Origin of the sequence: Burkholderia sp. SRS-25, assembly GCF_004343765.1 — a bacterium.
GTDB lineage: Bacteria > Pseudomonadota > Gammaproteobacteria > Burkholderiales > Burkholderiaceae > Burkholderia > Burkholderia contaminans.
Map to the genome: position 1 here is coordinate 1 of NZ_PTXM01000047.1, position 18,664 is coordinate 18,664.

Genomic DNA, 18,664 nt, shown 5'->3' on the forward strand with positions numbered 1-18,664 from the left:
CGGAGCAGGCGAAGGAGCTCGGCATCAGCGAAGAGGAAGTGGTGAAGAAGGTGATGCTCGGCAATACGGTCGACGGCGTGTTCACGACCGTTCAGGACGTCGCGCAGACGGTGCTGTTCCTGTCGGCTTTCCCGAGCGCCGCGCTCACGGGCCAGTCGGTCGTCGTCAGTCACGGCTGGTTCATGCAGTGATGCGGGCGGGGGCGCTGCCTGCTGGCGAACGGCATAAAAAAACGCGCTCCACGGAGCGCGTTTTCATTGCGGCAGGGCGGGGCCGATGATGGCTGCCGCCCGGTCACTGCATTACTTCAGGACGGCTGCGACCGCATTGGCGACCGCGTCGAGGTTGCGCGTGTTCAGTGCGGCGACGCAGATTCGACCCGTGCCGACTGCGTAGATGCCGAACTCGTCGCGCAGGCGATCGACTTGCGCCGAGGTCAGGCCCGAATACGAGAACATCCCGCGCTGCTCGTTGATGAAGCTGAAGTCGCGATCGACGCCGCTTGCCTTCAGGCGCTCGACGAGACCATTGCGCATTGCGCGGATGCGATCGCGCATTTCACCGAGTTCCTGCACCCACGAAGCGTGCAGTTCCGGCGAAGCGAGCACTGCCGCGACCACGGCGCCGCCATGGGTCGGCGGGTTCGAGTAGTTCGTGCGGATCACGCGCTTCAGTTGCGACAGCACGCGCGTCGCTTCTTCCTTGCTCGACGTGATGATCGACAGTGCGCCGACGCGCTCGCCGTACAGCGAGAACGACTTCGAGAACGACGACGACACGAATGCGTTCAGGTCGGCTGCGGCAAACAGGCGCACCGCGGCAGCATCGGCCTCGATGTTCTCGCCGAAGCCCTGGTAGGCGATGTCGAGGAACGGCACGAGGTTGCGTGCCTTCACGACGTCGACGACCTGTTGCCATTGCGCTTCGGTCAGGTCCACGCCGGTCGGGTTGTGGCAGCACGCGTGCAGCACGACGATCGTGCCTGCCGCGTAGCTGTTGAGTGCCGACAGCATGCCATCGAAGTTCACGCCGTTGGTGGCGGCGTCGTAGTACGGGTATGCGACGACTTCGAAGCCGGCTGCTTCGAACAGCGCGCGGTGGTTTTCCCAGCTCGGATCGCTGATCGCGACCTTCACGTTCGGGTTCAGGGTGCGCAGGAAATCGGCGCCGATCTTCAGTGCACCCGTGCCGCCCAGTGCCTGGGCCGTGACCACGCGGCCGGCTGCGATCAGCGGCGAGTCATTGCCGAGCAGCAGCTTCTGCACGGCCGCATCGTAGGCGGCGATACCGTCGATCGGCAGGTAGCCACGCGGCAGGCCGGCCTCGACACGTGCCTTCTCCGCATCGCGAACCGCGCGCAGCAGCGGAATCTTGCCTTCTTCGTTCGTGTACACACCGACGCCGAGATTGACCTTGGTCGGACGCGCATCGGCGTTGAAGGCTTCGTTCAGGCCCAGGATCGGGTCGCGGGGAGCAAGCTGGACAGCGGAGAAGAGCGACATGATGATTCGGCAGTAGTAAAAAGAGGGTCAGGCTTTCAACGGGCGGGGCGGGCGCGGTAGATGGACCGCGCGCGGGCAGGCACGACGCCGGAAAGCGCAGCAGCCTGACATTGTAGCGAATTCACGCAGGCGGGGGCGGCGTTTCGGCGGCGAAATTCGGCCGGGAACCGTGATTTCGGGTGGTGGTCGCGCGTCAGGAGCCGGCAGCAGTTCGCGAGGCCACGAAGCGCTAGAATGCTTCCTTTGCCCTCGCTCCGGCCGCATTCCATGTCCGAACATAAAGCCGAAACCGGCGACGCGCTCGACGAATCGAAATTCGTGACCTTCGAAGGGTCGCCGTTCCAGCTGTATCAGCCGTATCCGCCCGCAGGCGACCAGCCGACCGCGATCCAGACGCTCGTCGAAGGGGTCGAGGACGGTCTCTCGTTCCAGACGCTGCTCGGCGTGACGGGGTCGGGCAAGACCTTCACGATGGCGAACACGATCGCGCGGCTCGGCCGCCCGGCGATCGTGTTCGCGCCGAACAAGACGCTCGCCGCTCAGCTCTACTCGGAATTTCGCGAGTTCTTCCCGCGCAATGCAGTCGAGTACTTCGTCTCGTACTACGACTACTACCAGCCCGAGGCCTATGTGCCGCAGCGCGACCTGTTCATCGAGAAGGACTCGTCGATCAACGAGCACATCGAGCAGATGCGGCTGTCGGCGACGAAGAGCCTGATGGAGCGCCGCGACGTGGTGATCGTCGCGACGGTATCGGCGATCTACGGTATCGGCAACCCGTCCGAATACCACCAGATGATCCTGACCTTGCGCGCCGGCGACAAGCTCGGCCAGCGCGACGTGATCGCGCGGCTGATCGCGATGCAGTACACGCGCAACGAGCAGGATTTCCAGCGCGGCACGTTCCGCGTGCGCGGCGACACGATCGACATCTTCCCGGCCGAACACGCGGAGCTGGCCGTGCGCGTCGAACTGTTCGACGACGAGGTCGAGACGCTGCAGCTGTTCGACCCGCTGACGGGGCGCGTGCGGCAGAAGATCCCGCGCTTCACCGTGTATCCGTCGTCGCACTACGTGACGCCGCGCGACACCGTGATGCGTGCGGTCGAGACGATCAAGGACGAATTGCGCGAGCGGCTCGAGTTCTTTCACGGCGACGGCAAGCTCGTGGAGGCCCAGCGCCTCGAGCAGCGCACGCGCTTCGATCTCGAGATGCTTCAGGAGCTCGGCTTCTGCAAGGGCATCGAGAACTACTCACGGCATTTCTCGGGCGCGGCGCCCGGCGACCCGCCGCCGACCCTCGTCGACTACCTGCCGCCCGATGCGCTGATGCTGCTCGACGAATCGCACGTGCTGATCGGCCAGCTGAACGGCATGTACAACGGCGACCGCGCGCGCAAGGAAAACCTCGTCAACTACGGGTTTCGGCTGCCTTCGGCGCTGGACAACCGGCCGCTCAAGTTCCCCGAGTTCGAACGCAAGATGCGCCAGGTCGTGTTCGTGTCGGCCACGCCGGCCGACTACGAGAAGAGCGTGACCGGGCAGATCGCCGAACAGGTCGTGCGGCCGACGGGCCTTGTCGATCCGGAAATCGAAGTACGGCCGGCAAGCTCGCAGGTCGACGACGTGCTGGCCGAGATCAACGCGCGCGTGAAGGCCGAGGAGCGCGTACTGATCACCGTGCTGACGAAGCGCATGGCGGAGCAGCTCACCGAGTTTCTCGCCGATCACGGGGTCAAGGTGCGTTACCTGCACAGCGACATCGACACGGTCGAGCGCGTCGAGATCATCCGCGACCTGCGGCTCGGCACGTTCGACGTGCTGGTCGGGATCAACCTGTTGCGGGAAGGGCTCGATATTCCCGAGGTGTCGCTCGTCGCGATCCTCGACGCGGACAAGGAGGGCTTCCTGCGCGCCGAGCGCTCACTGATCCAGACGATCGGCCGCGCTGCGCGGAACGTGAACGGCAAGGCGATCCTCTACGCGGACAACATGACCGAGTCGATGAAGCGCGCGATCGGCGAGACCGAGCGGCGCCGTGCGAAGCAGATCGCGCACAATGAGAGGATGGGCATCACGCCGCGCGGGGTCGTGAAGCGCATCAAGGACATCATCGACGGCGTCTACAACGCGGACGAGGCACGCGCCGAGCTGAAGGAAGCGCAGCAGCGCGCGAAATTCGAGGACATGTCGGAAAAGCAGCTCGCCAAGGAAATCAAGCGCCTCGAGAAGCAGATGGCCGACTACGCGAAGAACCTCGAGTTCGAGAAGGCCGCCGCGACCCGCGACCAACTTGCGCTGCTGCGTGAGCGCGTGTTCGGCGCGAACGTCGGCGATCACGTCAACGGCGGTCGGTAAACCTTTCCAAGCGTCACCGAAATCATTCGGTAAAGAGCCTGTAAGCCTTGTCGGATCAGGGGTTTACACGGCTCCCCGTTTGTCCCGAAACAGGTTCGGTGCTAAACTCCATAATTATTGAGAATTGTTCGCATTAACGTTATTCGTTGCGTTAGTGTTTTCAGTGGGGCGGCCCGGCGGCCGGTCCACATGGTTCCAGATCAAATAACAAGGAGTGTCCATGTTGGGTTCTTCGTTCATCCGCACGACGGTTGCGGTAGCGGCGGCGCTCGCCGCGATGTCGGCCTCGGCTGCCGAATATCCGATCGGCAAGCAGCAGATCCAGGGCGGCATGGAAATCGGCGCGGTGTACCTGCAGCCGATCACGATGGACCCGGAAGGGATGATGCGCAAGGCGTCGGATTCCGACATCCACCTCGAGGCCGACATCCACGCGGTCAAGAACAACCCGACGGGTTTCGCGGAAGGCGACTGGATGCCGTACCTGCAGGTCACGTACAAGCTGACGAAGCAGGGCGACGCGAAGTGGAAGGCTGAAGGCGACCTGATGGGCATGGTCGCGAGCGACGGCCCCCACTACGGCGACAACGTGAAGCTGAACGGCCCGGGCAAGTACCACCTGACGATGGTCGTCAAGCCGCCGATGCAGACGGGCCACATGGCGTTCGGCCGTCACATCGACAAGGAAACGGGCGTGGGCGCATGGTTCAAGCCCATTACCCTCGAATACGACTTCCCGTTCGCCGGTATCGGCAAGAAGGGCGGTTACTGATCGGCGGCATCACGGACGGCGCGCTTCGGCGCGCCGTCGGCGTAGAGAATCCAGAATGAAAATTCCCCAGAAAGTCTTGGCCGCAGCCGCTGCGCTGTGGCTTGCCGGCGCAGCGTATGCTGCCGATCTGCCGACGTTCAAGCTCGAAATGACGGACGGCAAGCTGAATCCCGCCCGCATCGAAGTGCCGGCCGGCCAGCGCTTCAAGATCGAGATCAAGAACACCGGCAAGGGCGCCGCTGAATTCGAGAGCGTGCAACTGCGCAAGGAGAAGGTGCTCGCGCCGGGCGCCGATTCGTTCGTGGTCGTCGCACCGTTGTCACCGGGTGAATACAAGTTTTTCGACGATTTCCACCAGCAGGCGCAGGGCGTGATCGTCGCGAAGTAATGCGTTTTATCTGCGCGCGGGCGCACCTGCCCGGTGTACCGCGCGTCAGGAGGTATCGATGGGTCAGATCTTGTTCATCGTCTGGCGGGAGAGCGTCGAAGCGCTGCTCGTCGTCGGCATTCTCTATGCATGGCTGAAAAACGGCGACGACGACGCGCGCCGCGGCCTGCCTTTTCTCTGGGCCGGCGTCGGTGTCGGCTTGCTGATGGCCGTCGGCCTCGGTGCCGCACTGGTCGGTTTCACCGAAGTGCTGTCCGGCGACGCTCAGGACTACTTCCAGACCGCCATGGTGCTGATCGCATGCGTGCTGATCGTGCAGATGGTGCTGTGGATGCGCCGGCACGGCCGCACGCTGAAGCGCGACATGGAGCAATCGCTACAGCAGAGCACGCGCGATTCGAACTGGTGGAGCGTCGCGGTGCTGGTCGCGCTCGCGATCGCGCGCGAAGGCAGCGAGACGGTGATCTTCCTGTACGGTCTCGGTTTCGGCCAGTCGGGTCACGTCGACGGCAGCCAGATGCTCGCGGTATTGATCGGTCTCGGCCTCGCGTTCCTCACGTTCTATCTGCTTCAGCTCGGCGGCAAGTACTTCTCGTGGCGGCATTTCTTCCGCGTCACCGAAGTGATGCTGCTGTTCCTCGGCGCAGGCCTGTTCCAGACCGGCGTCGACAAGCTGATCGACAAGGAAATCCTGCCGCTCGGCATTTCGCAGGTGTGGGACACGTCCGCGATCCTCGATGATTCGGGCACGTTCGGCTCGCTCGTCGCCACGCTTACCGGCTATCGTGCCCACCCGGCGCTGACCAACCTGGTTGCGTATGCGGTGTACTGGGCGGTGGTCTGGCTGCTGATGAAGCGCGCGAGCCGTCGTCCGGCGGTCGCGGCAGGTCGCGCGGCATGAGCGTTGTCGCCGCAGCCAAGCAGGGCTGGCTCGCGCAGGCCGGTCAATGGATGCAGCGCCACGGTGCGCTGATCCGCGGCATCCAGTGGGCCGTCGTCGCCGTCTATGCGTTCCTGATCATCGTGCCGGCGGTGTTGCCGCTGCCGGACGACTCCGCGCACCTGTGGAACAACCTCACGCTGATCGCGCAATTCACGTTCTGGGGCATCTGGTGGCCGTTCGTGCTGCTGTCGATGGTGATGCTCGGCCGTGTCTGGTGCGGCGTGCTGTGTCCGGAAGGTGCGCTCACCGAATTCGCGAGCAAGTTCGGCCGCGGCGGCCCGATTCCGCGCTGGATGCGGTGGGGCGGCTGGCCGTTCGTCGCGTTCGGGCTCACGACGATCTACGGGCAGATGGTGAGCGTGTACCAGTACCCGCTCGCGGTGCTGTTCGTGCTCGGCGGCTCGACCGTCGGTGCGATCGTGATCGGCTTGCTGTATGGCCGTGAGAAGCGCGTATGGTGCAAGTACCTGTGCCCGGTCAACGGCGTGTTCGGGCTGCTCGCGCGGCTCGCGCCGATGCGCTACAAGGTCGACGAGGATGCGTGGCGCCGGTCGTACAAGAACGGCGAGCATGGCCATCGCGTGATTCCGATCAACTGCGCGCCGCTCGTGCCGTTGCGCAACATGAAGGGCGCGGCGGACTGCCACATGTGCGGCCGCTGCAGCGGGCACCGGGATGCGATCTCGCTGTCGTTGCGCTCGCCGTCCGACGAAGTCGTGAACCTCGGCGCGCAGCAGGCGAACCCGTGGGACACCGCGCTGATCCTGTACGGCCTGCTCGGCGTCGCGATCGGTGCGTTCCACTGGACCGTCAGCCCGTGGTTCGTGCAGATCAAGCAATGGCTGGCGGGCTGGCTGATCGACCATGACATCACGTGGCCGCTCGAGACGAATGCGCCTTGGTTCCTGCTCACGCACTATCCGGATCGCAACGACGTGTTCTCGTGGCTCGACGGCGGGCTGGTCATCAGCTACATCGTCGGCACGGGGCTCGTGTACGGCACGGCGCTGCTGGTGCTGCTGGCCGGCGCGACGCTGATGCTCGGCCGCTTCGATCGCGTGCGGCTGCATCACCTTGCGCAGGCGTTGATTCCGATTGCAGGCGCGGGTGTGTTCCTTGGCCTGTCGGCCACGACACTGTCGCTGCTGCGTGCCGAGCATGTGCCGCTCGGCTGGGCGACCGATGTGCGCATCGCGATCCTGGTCGGCGCCAACGCATGGAGTGCGTGGCTCGCATGGAAAGTGACGGGGCGCTATGCGGGCTGGCCGCGCCGGCTTGCGGCATTCGCGTGGTTCGCCGCCGGGCTTGCCGTCATCGACAGCGCATGGTGGTTGATGTTCTGGGGGTTCTGAAGCGGATCGCGTGCCGCTTCGGCGGTCACGCATCGACGCGGTAGCGAACCTGGGCGGCATGCTTCGCGCATGGGCCGCCCAAATAGAAAAGCGACACGTCCTTCGACGTGTCGCTTTTTTCTTCCTTGTGCGAGAACCAAAAAAGTGGCTTGGCTTGCTGCAACGGCTGCTTGAGTGTGTTTGCACGAAGGGGTCTAGATCTCGCGTGCAAGCCGTTACGCTGGCTACTGCCCAACACCTCTCAGGGAGGTGGTCCCCACAATACTCTGTCTTACTTCGTCAGGATCAGTTTACCGAGCCGTGTGGCGCGCAACTGATAGGTCTCTCCGTTATGCGCGATGCTGACGTGGCTTTGGCCTTGCAGCAGCGCATCGCTGCTGACGACCCGCGTGCCTGCTTCGCGGTTGCCGGCAGGCTTCGCCGGCGTGGTGACCGCTGCCGTCTTCTGACGGCTGCTGCCCGTGGTGCCGGTCGTGCGGCGCAAGGTCAGCGTGGTCGGGGTCGGGCGCATGGTGTCGGTCATTCGGTTGATCGGTGACTGTCGATACGATGGAATGAATTCTAAATGATAACTATTCCCATTTACAAAAACTCTTTATCGATCGAAATGGCGAACCCGATAGCTTGATTCAAATGGGCGGCCCCGCAGGCCGCCACCGGGTTCAGTGCAGCGGATCGGGGTCTTTGCGGCCCTGCGCGTACTCGCGGATCAGGCGGACCGTGTCGATATCCGATGTGCGGTACGCTTCCTTGACGATCCCGTGTGTCTGCCGCGCGTCTTCGCTGTCGTCAGTGACGACCAGCGTCGTGCGGTATTCGAAACGCAGGAACAGCTCGTGGTCGTCGCGTTCCTCGATCGTCATCGTCAGCGAGCCGCCGATCTCGCCATCGGCGGCGAGGATGTCGTAGCGAACCTGCTGGTTCGGCGTGAACGTGACGTGGTCGCGCACGGTCGCGTGACCGTAGTGCAACTCACGTTCGAGCGTCGTGTCCGTCCGTTCGTGGACGACACAGCTGTCGAGACCGAGCACGAACAGTTGCGGCTGTTCAGCGCGCAACACGAGACCTTCCCAGAGCTGGTCGCGGGTGAGGGTCGGCACGGCCGGATCGTCGGAATTGATCTGGATCAGATGTTCGAAGTTCAAGGGGACGGGTTCCTTCTGGTGGCGGGCGGCCACGTGGTTCAAGAAGTCATTGTGACGCAAAACGGGCGGTTTCGCGGCACCTGTGCGCCCGTCCGTGCGTCATGCTTCGATGCGCCCCATGCGACCGGTCTGGTAGTCGACGACCGCCTGCCGGATCTCTTCCTCGGTGTTCATCACGAACGGGCCGTAGCGGACGATCGGCTCGTTGAGCGGCACGCCGCCGATCAGCAACAGGTCGAGCGACGTGTCGCCGGCAGCGAACGTGACCGTGTCGCCGTCGTCGCAGTACACGACCATGTGCCGTGCGTGGACCGCCTGCCTGGCGGGCCCGTAGAGGCCCGTTCCGTCGATCGGATAGGCGAACACGCGATAGCCTGCGGGGACGGTCTGCGTGACCGTGGCGCCCGGCTGCAGCGTGAAATGCTGGTAGAGGATCGGTGTACGTGTCTCGATCGCGGCGCGGACGCCGAACGCTTCGCCTGCGATCACGCGCACCCGCGCGCGGCCGTCAGGTGAGGTGGCGGTCGGGATGCGGTCGGCGGGGATCTCCTGGTAGCGCGGCGCGATCAGCTTGTCGCGGCGCGGCAGGTTGACCCACAGCTGGAAACCGTGGGAGCGACCGCCCGCCTGCGCGAATTCCGGATCCGGCATCTCGCTGTGCACGACGCCGGCGCCCGCCGTCATCCATTGCACATCGCCCGGGCCGAGCGTGCCGGTATGGCCGGACGAGTCGCGATGGCGGAAGCGCCCGTCGAGCGCGTAGGTCACGGTCTCGAAGCCGCGATGCGGATGGTCGGGGGCGCCCTTGGCTTCGCCAGGTGCGTAGTCGACGGGGCCCATTTCGTCGAGCAGCAGGAACGGATCGAAATCCATCAGCAGCCGGGTCGGGAACGGGCGATGAACCACGAAGCCGCCGCCTTCGGTCGTGCGAAGCGCGGGGTAGGTGCGGTCAAGCGAGCGAGCGGTCGTCATGCGGATACCCTCGAAATGATCGGAATAGCGTTATTTTTGAAACATAGCGCTATTATATTGGGCGTTTTACCGTTCGATTCGCGACGGTTCGCAATGGATTGTTCTGAAAATGGAACGATGAGATGAATATCGATGCACATAACCTGAACGACCTCATGTACTTTTCGCAGGTCGTCGAACATGGCGGTTTCTCGGCCGCGGAGCGCGTGCTGGGCATCTCGAAATCGCGCCTGTCGCGGCGCCTGACCGAACTCGAGGCGGCGCTCGGCGTGCGCCTGTTGCAGCGCTCCACACGCAAGCTCGCGCTGACCGAGGCGGGGGAGCTGTTCTACCAGCATTGCCGGGCGATGCTGGCGGAAGCGCAGGCGGCGATGAACGCGGTGCAGCAGTTGCGCTCATCGCCACGCGGCTCGGTGCGCGTCAGCGTGCCCGTGACGCTGTCGCAGACGATGCTGTCGCGCATCCTGCCCGAATTCCTGCGTCGCTATCCCGAGGTGAAGGTGCACGTGCGCGTGACGAATCGCGTGATCGACCTGTTCGAGGATTCGATCGACGTCGCGCTGCGCGTGCGCTCGGAGCCGCCGCAGAACGCGAACATCGTCGTGCGGCCGCTGTGGCGCACCGAGCAGATGCTGGTCGGCGCGCCGAGCCTGCTGAGCCAGAATGCGCCGCCGCTGGTACCGGACGACCTGAGCGGCTTCGAGACGCTCGATACGCCGAGCGTCGATGGGCGGCACGTGTTCAACCTGATCGCGCCGGACGGAACGCGTCACATACACGAACACGATCCGCGGCTCGTGACGGCCGACCTGATGACGATCCGTGAAGCCGTGCTCGATGGCCTCGGCATCGCGGCACTGCCGGAGATGATGTACGGCAATGCGCTGCGCGCGGGGCAACTGTCGCCGGTGATGCCGGGCTGGACGTTGCCGGTGCCGCAACTGTATGCGGTGTTCGTGTCGCGGCAGGGGATGCCGCCCGCGGTGCGTGCGTTCGTCGACTACCTGGTCGAGAAGCTCGATCACGGTGCCTACAAGGATCCGGGGTGCCCGGAACGCGCGAAGAAGGAAGCGGCGGCCGATGTTTCGGCGACCTGAACACGACGCGCACTGCGACGCAAATTTGTTTTGTCATTGAAGCGTCGCCTGCAATCGCAAGTTTCAATCGCCGGAACCTTGAATGCGCGTGCGCGCAGGCCTATATTGAAATCCCATTTCGTGAAGGAAGTTCTGAGCGAAATCAGGTGGCCGCATATATTGTGAGCCAGATAGGGCAGAACGCGCAGTCCGTGCAGACCACGGCAGAGTCGCATTTGCGTTGCTCGAGGCGCAACCGATACCGCCAAAGAGCCCGCCGCCCGAAGGCGCCCGCGTGCGCATGAAAAAAGGCCTTCATCTGGCGATGAAGGCCTTTTACTTGTGTGCGGCCGGCGAGGCACTGGTGGCGATGCGTTACCGCAAGACGTGCGCGCGTTACTTCGCTTTCGCGCCCGGCTCCGTGACGAAGCCGAGCTTCGTCAGGCCGCCTGCCTGCGCATCCGACATCACTTCCGCGACGTGTTCGTACGCGACCTTGCGGTCGGCACGCAGGTGCAACTCCGGTTGCGGCGTGCGTTTTGCCGCTTCCGCGATGCGTTCCTGCAATTGTGCGCGCGTGACCGTGTGGTCGTCCCACAGGATCGTGCCGTCACCCTGGATCGCGACGTCGACCGTCTGCGGCTTTTCGTCGACGGGCTGGCTGCTGGCGTGCGGCAGGTCGATCTTCACCGCATGCTGCATCGCCGGGATCGTCACGAGGAAAATGATCAGGAGTACGAGCATGACGTCGACGAGCGGCGTCATGTTGATCTCGCTCATCACTGCATCGTCGTCATCGTCGCTGAAGCCGGTGTTCATTGCCATGGTTCACCCCGCCTCAGCTGGCGCGCGTCGCGAGACGCAGGCCGTCGCGCGTCGACGACGAGGCAAGGCTCGCGCCCGTCACGAAGTACGCATGCAGACCGTGCGCGAAGCGGCGCAGCTTGCTGACGACACCCTTGTTCGCGCGGGTGAGTGCGTTGTAGCCGAGCACCGCCGGAATCGCGACGAACAGGCCGAAGGCGGTCATGATCAGCGATTCGCCGACCGGGCCCGCGACCTGGTCGATCGACGTCTGGCCGGATGCGCCGATCGCGAGCAGTGCGTGGTAGATGCCCCAGACCGTGCCGAACAGGCCGACGAACGGCGCCGTGCTGCCGACCGACGCGAGGATCGCGAGACCGCTCTGCATGCGCGAGATGCCTTCGTCCATCGTGTCCTTCAGACAGCGCGTGACCCAGTCCGACACGTCCATGCGGTCGTGCAGGTGCGGTTGCGTCTGGTGGTGGTGATCGGCGGCTTCCTTGCCCGACAGCGCGAGCGTGAGGAACGGGTTGTCGTTCGGCGTCGATGCGGCAAGACCGAGCTTCTTGATGCCGTCGTCGAAGTTGTCCGAATGCCAGAATGCCTGTTCCGCGTTCTTCGTCAGGCGGTTCAGGCGGATCACGTTCCAGCCCTTGATGACGATCACGATCCACGACAGGACCGACATCACGAGCAGCGTGATCGCGATGGCGCGCGTGACGAAATCACCTTGCGCCCAGACGTGCGCGATACCGTAGCTTTGCATTTTCTTGTTTCCTTTGAATCTACCGAATATGACGGGTTAATCGTCAAGCGTGAAGTTGAAGGGCAGCGTATGGGCGGCACGGATCGCCTGGCCGTTCTCGATATACGGCGGGCAGGTGCTGGCGCGCGTCGCCTCGAGCGCGGCTTCGTCGAGACGCGGGTAGCCGCTGCTCTTCTGCAACTGGACGCTTTCGATCTTGCCCGTCACGCCGATGATGAAGTGAACATAGGCCGTGCCCGTTTCGCCGCGACGGCGCGACATCGACGGATAAGTCGGCTTGACGAAATTGCAGGTGAGCGCCGACACGTTCTTCGGCGCGCCGACCTGCATCGTCTCGCGCGCCGGGCCGGGTGCTGCAGCCGGTGCAGCTGGCGCCGGCGCGGCGGGAGCCGGTGTCGGATCGGCCACTGCCGGCGCGGGCGTCGGCGACGGTGCCTGCGAGACGGGCTGGGGCGCCGGGACCGCTTTCTGCACCGGCTTCGGCTCGACCTTCGGCTTCACGCGCGGCGTGGGCTTGGGCGGCGCAGGCTGCTGCGCGGCCGACCGGACCGCGACCGGCTGGGCCGGAGGTGCAGGCGCAATGAGCTGCGCGGTGATCGACTGAACCTCGATCTCCTTCGGCGGCGGCGGCGCGTTGCGATGGAGCCAGGCGGCCGTCAGCATGATCGCATGTGCGGCAAGCACGCCGACCGCGACGACGATCACTCGGGGATTCATACGGGATGCAGCCGGCACGGCGCCGGCAGGAGCGAGATGCGAAGCCTGCATGTTAGCTTGAAAGAACGATGTCGCACCCGGGGCGCGGCGGGTGAATCGGCATCACTTGCGGAAGATCAGCAGCGAGATGCAAACGGTGGTCACAAATCCGATCAGCAATTCCATGACAGGCTCCTTGGCAGGTAAGCCGCTGGCTCGCGCAGACGGTGGCTTGCTGACGGTCAAAACAAAAAATGCGGCCAGGGCCGCATGCGCACACTCGGCGCCGGTCAGGCGGCCTTGCGTTCGTAGAACGTGACCGGGATCGGGTGAGCATGATGCTCGACACCGCACCGGCTCGCGCAGACGCCCTGTTCGGCCATGAGATCGCGTACGGACTCCTCGCACTTGCCGCAGCACGTGGCCACGCCAAGCTCGAACTGGAGTTCATCGAAAGAGTTCACGCCCTCTGCGAGGGACGCGCGAATCTTGCGATCGGAAACAGACTTGCACACGCAGACGATCATGGTGAGTTGCGATAGCTAACGTTAATGCGAATTATTATCATTAAATTTGCGGGTGTTGACAAGCCCGGGTCGGGCTTTTTTTAAGGTCATCGGACCCTTGAAACGGCGGGGGAGGTGAAGCGGCACGCGGAACAGGGCGTGCCGTCCGGTGTCAGGCGGTCGCGCAGGCGCGCGCGTTAGGCGAGGAAATGGTGACGGATTCGACCGGTGCGGCGAGGCCGAGCAGCGTCGATGCGAGTACCTGCAACTGGCGGCCGTCGCTGGTCGAGCAGAAGCGGGGCGGTGCCGCGCGCGTGCCGACCGGTGCGCGCAGGTTGCGCTCGTCGAGCACCCGCACGAGCTGGCGCGCGATCGCGTCGCTGGTGTCGACGAGCGTCATGCGGTCGCCCACAAGGTCACGAATCGTTTCCGCGAAGAACGGGTAATGCGTGCAGCCGAGTACCAGCGTGTCGGCGCCGTCGTCGACCATCGGTTGCAGGTAGCTGTCGAGCAACGCGCGCAACGCGGGCGAATTCGTATCACCGCGCTCGATGGCTTCGACGAGCCCGTGGCCGGGCTGGCAGATGAAGCGGCGGCCGGCGCCGTAGCGGTCGAGCAGCGCCTGGAAGCGCGGGCTGTTCAGCGTCGACTGCGTGGCGAGGACGCCGGCGACGCCGCTCGCGGACAGGGCGGCGGCCGGCTTGATGCCCGGCTCGACGCCGACGAGCGGTATCGACAGGTGCTCGCGGACCGTGGCGATCGCGCGTGCAGTCGCGGTGTTGCAGGCGATGACGAGCGCTTTCGCCCCTTCGCGGGCCAGCCACTGGCCGATTGCCAGCGTGCGTTCCGTAATGAACGCTTCATCGCGCGGACCATACGGCGCATGGTGCGAATCGGCGACGTAGATGAACGATTCGCCGGGCAACTGCGCGCGCACGGCGCGCAGCACCGACAGTCCGCCCAGCCCTGAATCGAAGATGCCGATAGGCGCGACGGTCGTGGGCGTCGCAGGAATGACGGAAGGTGTCGACATGAACGGGCCGGGGGCGGTAGCGGGAAGCGTGGAGCGAGTTTACTCCGGCGTGCCCATCATCGTTTGCTGGTAGTTCTGCAGGCCGACCTTGCCGATCAGGTCGATCTGCGTTTCCAGCCAGTCGATGTGCTCTTCGGTGTCGTCGAGGATCTTTTCGAAGATCTCGCGCGACACGTAGTCGCGAACCGATTCGCAGTAGGCAATCGCTTCCTTGCAGGTGGACTGCGAGATCTGTTCGAGCTTCAGGTCGCACTTCAGGATCTCTTCGGTTTCCTCGCCGACGAGCAGCTTGTGCAGATCCTGCAGGTTCGGCAGGCCGTCGAGCATGAAGACGCGCTCGATCAGCCAGTCGGCATGCTTCATTTCGCCGATCGACTCGTCGTACTCGTGCTTGCCGAGCTTCTCGAGGCCCCAGTGCTTGTACATGCGCGCATGCAGGAAGTACTGGTTGATCGCCGTGAGTTCATTCTTCAACTGGGCGTTCAGATATTCGATGACTTTCTTGTCGCCTTGCATGGCTTGTTCCTTGTTCAGTGGGGCTTCAGAAACCGAACGATAATCGCTCGAACGAGAAAAGCCAAGCCTCAAAGCCTTGCCGGGCCTGGCTTTTGCGTGTAATGAGAATCAGCCTCGAACAACCGGCCACACGCAATAATGAGAATGAGAAGTAAAAAGGCCGGACTCGCGTCCGGCCTTTCGTTCGATCGCGCTTAAGCGGTTGCGACCGGGATCTTGCCGATCTTCGCCTGCCACTCCTTCGGACCGGTCTGGTGCACCGACGTGCCCGACGAATCGACGGCGACCGTCACCGGCATGTCCTGTACGTCGAACTCGTAGATCGCTTCCATGCCGAGGTCTTCGAACGCGAGCACCTTCGCGCCGCGGATCGCCTTCGACACGAGATAAGCCGCACCGCCGACGGCCATCAGGTAGGCCGCCTTGTGCTTCTTGATCGCGTCGATCGCGACCGGGCCGCGCTCGGCCTTGCCGACCATCGAGATCAGGCCGGTTTGCGCGAGCATCGTCTCGGTGAACTTGTCCATGCGCGTGGCCGTCGTCGGGCCTGCCGGGCCGACCACTTCGTCGCGGACCGGATCGACCGGGCCGACGTAGTAGATCACGCGGTTCGTGAAGTCGACCGGCAGCTTCTCGCCCTTCGCGAGCATGTCGGCGATGCGCTTGTGCGCAGCGTCGCGGCCCGTGAGCATCTTGCCCGACAGCAGCAGCGTCTGGCCCGGCGTCCAGCTCGCGACTTCTTCCGGCGTCAGCGTGTTCAGGTCGACGCGCTTGCTGGTTTCCGTGTTCGGTTCCCAGTTGACCTTCGGCCACGCATCGAGCGAAGGCGCTTCAAGCTTGGCCGGGCCCGAGCCGTCGAGCACGAAGTGCGCGTGGCGCGTCGCCGCGCAGTTCGGGATCAGCGCGACCGGCTTCGATGCCGCATGCGTCGGTGCCGCCATGATCTTCACGTCGAGCACCGTTGCGAGGCCGCCGAGGCCCTGGGCGCCGATACCGAGCGCGTTGACCTTCTCGTGCAGTTCGACGCGCAGTTCCTCGACCCAGTCCTTCGGGCCGCGCGCGATGATTTCCTGGATGTCGATCGGCTCCATCAGCGATTCCTTCGCCATCAGCATCGCCTTTTCAGCGGTGCCGCCGATACCGATCCCCAGCATGCCGGGCGGGCACCAGCCCGCGCCCATCGTCGGGACCGTCTTCAGCACCCAGTCGACGATCGAGTCGGACGGGTTCAGCATCACGAACTTCGACTTGTTCTCCGAGCCGCCGCCCTTTGCCGCGACCTGCACGTCGACCTTGTCGCCCGGCACGATCTCGTAGTGGATCACGGCCGGCGTGTTGTCCTTCGTGTTCTTGCGGGCACCTTCCGGCGGATTGACGATCGATGCGCGCAGCACGTTGTCCGGGTGCGTGTAACCGCGGCGCACGCCTTCGTTGATCATGTCGGTGAGGCCCATCGTCGCGCCGTCCCAGCGCACGTCCATGCCGACCTTCACGAAGATCGTGACGATGCCGGTGTCCTGGCAGATCGGGCGGCGGCCTTCCGCGCACATGCGGCTGTTCGTGAGGATCTGCGCGATCGCGTCCTTCGCGGCCGGGCTTTCTTCCAGCTCGTACGCGCGGCCGAGGGCCTGGATGTAGTCGAGCGGATGGTAGTAGCTGATGTACTGCAGCGAATCCGCGATGCTCTGGATCAAGTCTTCCTGTTTGATGACGGTCATGGCTGAGACTCTGTGAGGACTGTGGGGAATGCGTTATGCGTTGACGGCTGCGTCGGCCGGCTTGCGGGGCTCGTTCGCCGCGGGCGCATGCGCGCCGTGGGCGTGCGGCTCGTGGAAATGGGCCGGGTGCGTGTGCGTCGTCAGGCGGTCGACCCACGCCATCACGAGCGCCGACACCAGGAACGACACGTGGATGATCACCTGCCACATGATCGCGTGCATCGTGTGCTGGTCGGGGTTGATGAAGGTCTTCAGCAAGTGGATCGACGAAATGCTGATCAGCGCCATCGACAGCTTGACCTTCAGCACGCCCGCGTTCACGTGGTCGAGCCACTCGGGCTCGTCGGGGTGGCCCTCGATGCCGAGGCGCGACACGAACGTTTCGTAACCGCCGACGATCACCATGATCAGCAGGTTCGAGATCATCACCACGTCGATCAGGCCGAGCACCGCGAGCATCACGCTGATTTCGTCGAGGCTCGTTGCATGCGACAGCAGGTGCCAGACTTCCTTCAGGAACAGGAACACGTAGACGGCCTGCGCAACGATCAGGCCGAGGTAGAGCGGAACCTGGAGCCAGCGGCTCATGAAAATCAGCGCGGGAAGCGGGCGAAGCGGGCGACGCGCGGGGCGGCCGGGCGAATGCGGGGCAGACATGGTGGACAGTCGGGCGCGGTGCGCTGGTATCGGGGGTAATCTTGAAAAGGCGCGCTATTGTAACGCGTCGGCCGGCGCGACTGCAGCGACGCGCCGGCACTGCCGGGGACGGATCAGGAGGCGGCGGCCGGCACGCGTTTCACGCGCAGGCTGGCCAGCACGATGCCGGTGACCACGCACGCGAGCGCGATGCCGTGCGCGAGCGTCGGACGCTCGCCGAGGAACGCGATGCCATACGCGGCGGCCGCGACCGGCAGCACCGCGCTGAACACGCCGGCGAGGCTGCCCGGCACGTGCCGGATGCCTTTCATCCACAGCCAGAACGAGAAGATGCTGGCCGACAGGCCATACCAGACGACGAGCGCCCAGGTGCCGGCCGGCACGCTCGCGTAATCGAAATGCCACATGGCCGTCGCGCCGAGCGGCAGCATCAGGCACAGGCCGAACAGGTGCGTGTACGCGCAGATGTCGATCGGCGCGAGCGTCTGCGTGAGGCGGCGCGACAGGATCACGTAGATCGATTCGCAGCACACCGCGCCGAGGATCAGCAGGTTGCCGGTCAGCGACGACGCGCCGTGCCCGGCCGCGCTGCCGTTCGCGAGGTTGATCGTCACGACGCCGGCGATCGCGAGTGCGATCGACACGAGCGCACGGCCGTTCGGTTTTTCACGCAGGATCAGCCACGCGAACAGCGCGACGATCGCGGGGATCGTGCTGGTGATCACGCCGGCCGCGACCGCGCTCGTGCGCTGCACGCCGTTCAGCATCAGCAGCGTGAACATGAAGGTGCCGAAGAACGCTTGCAGGAACAGGTTCAGCCATTCGCCAGGCTTGACCGTGCGCATTTTCACCGGGCTGAACAGCGGCCAAAGCACGGCGATCGCGATCACGAAGCGCAGCGTGGCAAGGATGGCGACGGGAACGAAGACGACGATCGATTTACCGATACCGACATTGCTGCCGACGAACAGCATCGACAGCACGAGAAAGAAAGCGTAGCGATTCAAGCTGGAATCCGGAAGGCGAGTTCAGTTAGGATTGTAGGGTCGCGCTCGTTACAGCGTAAAGCTGCAAGCGGGCGCCGCCCGACGGGCGAAACGGCCGTGCCGCGTAAGTGACGGGTAAGTTCGAGCGCTTATTGTGGAAACTGTCGGGTCGCCCGGTCGCCGTCGTGTGACGTGGTGCGGCGCAGCATCGCGCAGCAGCCTTCGGGCCGTGCGCGGGTGGGTGGGTAGGAGACAGCGGCGCGCTTGCGCCGGCCAAGACGCGCGGCGCGCACGATCGCGCCGCCATGCAGAGGATTCATGTTCACCAAGGGGTAGTCGATGTCTGCGATTGAATCGGTTCTTCACGAAACCCGTCAGTTTGCGCCGCCCGCGGCGCTCGAACAGGCGGCGACCATTTCCGGCATGCCGGCCTATCGTGCGCTCGCCGCCGAAGCCGAAAGCGATTACGAAGGA

The 18,664-nt window shown here is 64.4% G+C and carries 19 protein-coding genes and 2 pseudogenes; 8 read left to right on the forward strand and 13 right to left on the reverse strand.

Features of this window, described 5'->3' with window-relative positions; all coding sequences use genetic code 11:
• Window positions 1-191: pseudogene (locus C5O79_RS37660) on the forward strand (3-hydroxybutyrate dehydrogenase); the annotation flags it as partial.
• A 111-nt stretch (window positions 192-302) separates the two neighbouring features.
• Here the strand turns inward: C5O79_RS37660 and C5O79_RS37665 are convergent.
• Window positions 303-1,502 (reverse strand): amino acid aminotransferase, encoded by a 1,200-nt coding sequence (locus C5O79_RS37665; RefSeq protein WP_039370061.1) that lies wholly within the window; start codon window positions 1,500-1,502, stop codon window positions 303-305.
• 267 nt (window positions 1,503-1,769) lie between these two features.
• On the opposite strand from C5O79_RS37665, the gene uvrB reads away from it, so the two are divergent.
• The 5 genes from uvrB to C5O79_RS37690 all read left to right on the forward strand — a co-directional run bounded on the left by uvrB (window position 1,770) and on the right by C5O79_RS37690 (window position 7,315).
• Window positions 1,770-3,860 (forward strand): excinuclease ABC subunit UvrB, encoded by a 2,091-nt coding sequence (gene uvrB, locus C5O79_RS37670; protein WP_047852090.1) that lies wholly within the window; start codon window positions 1,770-1,772, stop codon window positions 3,858-3,860.
• Between the two features lie 220 nt (window positions 3,861-4,080).
• Window positions 4,081-4,632: an iron transporter gene (locus C5O79_RS37675; protein WP_039370067.1), complete on the forward strand. Its 552-nt coding sequence runs from the start codon at window positions 4,081-4,083 to the stop codon at window positions 4,630-4,632.
• A gap of 55 nt (window positions 4,633-4,687) precedes the next feature.
• Window positions 4,688-5,020, forward strand: coding sequence for a cupredoxin domain-containing protein (locus C5O79_RS37680; RefSeq protein ID WP_046546132.1), 333 nt, complete (start codon window positions 4,688-4,690; stop codon window positions 5,018-5,020).
• A 58-nt stretch (window positions 5,021-5,078) separates the two neighbouring features.
• Window positions 5,079-5,921 (forward strand): FTR1 family protein, encoded by an 843-nt coding sequence (locus C5O79_RS37685; RefSeq protein ID WP_047852092.1) that lies wholly within the window; start codon window positions 5,079-5,081, stop codon window positions 5,919-5,921.
• Window positions 5,918-7,315 (forward strand): 4Fe-4S binding protein, encoded by a 1,398-nt coding sequence (locus tag C5O79_RS37690; protein ID WP_039370073.1) that lies wholly within the window; start codon window positions 5,918-5,920, stop codon window positions 7,313-7,315. Before C5O79_RS37685 ends, C5O79_RS37690 begins: the two co-directional genes overlap by 4 nt.
• Before the next feature lie 271 nt (window positions 7,316-7,586).
• On the opposite strand, the gene C5O79_RS37695 is transcribed toward C5O79_RS37690, so the two are convergent.
• From C5O79_RS37695 to C5O79_RS37705, 3 genes are all read right to left on the reverse strand, one after another.
• Window positions 7,587-7,838, reverse strand: a complete 252-nt coding sequence (locus tag C5O79_RS37695) for a hemin uptake protein HemP (RefSeq protein WP_122474198.1) — start codon at window positions 7,836-7,838, stop codon at window positions 7,587-7,589.
• Window positions 7,839-7,977: 139 nt separating this feature from the next.
• The gene (locus C5O79_RS37700; protein WP_039370078.1) at window positions 7,978-8,460 is read right to left on the reverse strand and encodes an SRPBCC family protein; all 483 of its coding nucleotides are present in this window, start codon (window positions 8,458-8,460) and stop codon (window positions 7,978-7,980) included.
• A 99-nt stretch (window positions 8,461-8,559) separates the two neighbouring features.
• Window positions 8,560-9,432, reverse strand: a complete 873-nt coding sequence (locus C5O79_RS37705; protein WP_122474197.1) for a pirin family protein — start codon at window positions 9,430-9,432, stop codon at window positions 8,560-8,562.
• Window positions 9,433-9,554: 122 nt separating this feature from the next.
• On the opposite strand from C5O79_RS37705, the gene C5O79_RS37710 reads away from it, so the two are divergent.
• A complete protein-coding gene (locus C5O79_RS37710) occupies window positions 9,555-10,529 on the forward strand; it encodes a LysR family transcriptional regulator (protein WP_046546127.1) in 975 nt (324 codons plus the stop codon).
• Window positions 10,530-10,904: 375 nt separating this feature from the next.
• On the opposite strand, the gene C5O79_RS37715 is transcribed toward C5O79_RS37710, so the two are convergent.
• The 9 genes from C5O79_RS37715 to C5O79_RS37755 form a co-directional block, all read right to left on the reverse strand.
• Entirely contained in the window at window positions 10,905-11,333 is a 429-nt protein-coding gene (locus tag C5O79_RS37715) for a biopolymer transporter ExbD (RefSeq protein ID WP_039370086.1), read from the reverse strand.
• A gap of 13 nt (window positions 11,334-11,346) precedes the next feature.
• Window positions 11,347-12,078: a MotA/TolQ/ExbB proton channel family protein gene (locus C5O79_RS37720; RefSeq protein ID WP_131932299.1), complete on the reverse strand. Its 732-nt coding sequence runs from the start codon at window positions 12,076-12,078 to the stop codon at window positions 11,347-11,349.
• Window positions 12,079-12,114: 36 nt separating this feature from the next.
• A complete protein-coding gene (locus C5O79_RS37725) occupies window positions 12,115-12,846 on the reverse strand; it encodes an energy transducer TonB (protein WP_122474196.1) in 732 nt (243 codons plus the stop codon).
• A gap of 218 nt (window positions 12,847-13,064) precedes the next feature.
• Complete coding sequence (locus tag C5O79_RS37730; protein WP_039370093.1) at window positions 13,065-13,301, reverse strand: (2Fe-2S)-binding protein; 237 nt, start codon at window positions 13,299-13,301, stop codon at window positions 13,065-13,067.
• 151 nt (window positions 13,302-13,452) lie between these two features.
• Window positions 13,453-14,313 (reverse strand): glutamate racemase, encoded by an 861-nt coding sequence (murI, locus tag C5O79_RS37735; protein ID WP_122474195.1) that lies wholly within the window; start codon window positions 14,311-14,313, stop codon window positions 13,453-13,455.
• 39 nt (window positions 14,314-14,352) lie between these two features.
• Window positions 14,353-14,829 (reverse strand): bacterioferritin, encoded by a 477-nt coding sequence (gene bfr / locus C5O79_RS37740; protein ID WP_039370101.1) that lies wholly within the window; start codon window positions 14,827-14,829, stop codon window positions 14,353-14,355.
• Between the two features lie 194 nt (window positions 14,830-15,023).
• Window positions 15,024-16,547, reverse strand: coding sequence for a fumarate hydratase (locus tag C5O79_RS37745; RefSeq protein ID WP_089440623.1), 1,524 nt, complete (start codon window positions 16,545-16,547; stop codon window positions 15,024-15,026).
• Window positions 16,548-16,580: 33 nt separating this feature from the next.
• Window positions 16,581-17,204, reverse strand: a complete 624-nt coding sequence (locus tag C5O79_RS37750; RefSeq protein WP_039370107.1) for a TIGR00645 family protein — start codon at window positions 17,202-17,204, stop codon at window positions 16,581-16,583.
• A gap of 113 nt (window positions 17,205-17,317) precedes the next feature.
• Window positions 17,318-18,211, reverse strand: a complete 894-nt coding sequence (locus C5O79_RS37755; RefSeq protein ID WP_122474194.1) for a DMT family transporter — start codon at window positions 18,209-18,211, stop codon at window positions 17,318-17,320.
• Between the two features lie 318 nt (window positions 18,212-18,529).
• Here C5O79_RS37755 and C5O79_RS37765 point away from each other — a divergent pair.
• Window positions 18,530-18,664: pseudogene (locus tag C5O79_RS37765) on the forward strand (AMP-dependent synthetase); the annotation flags it as partial.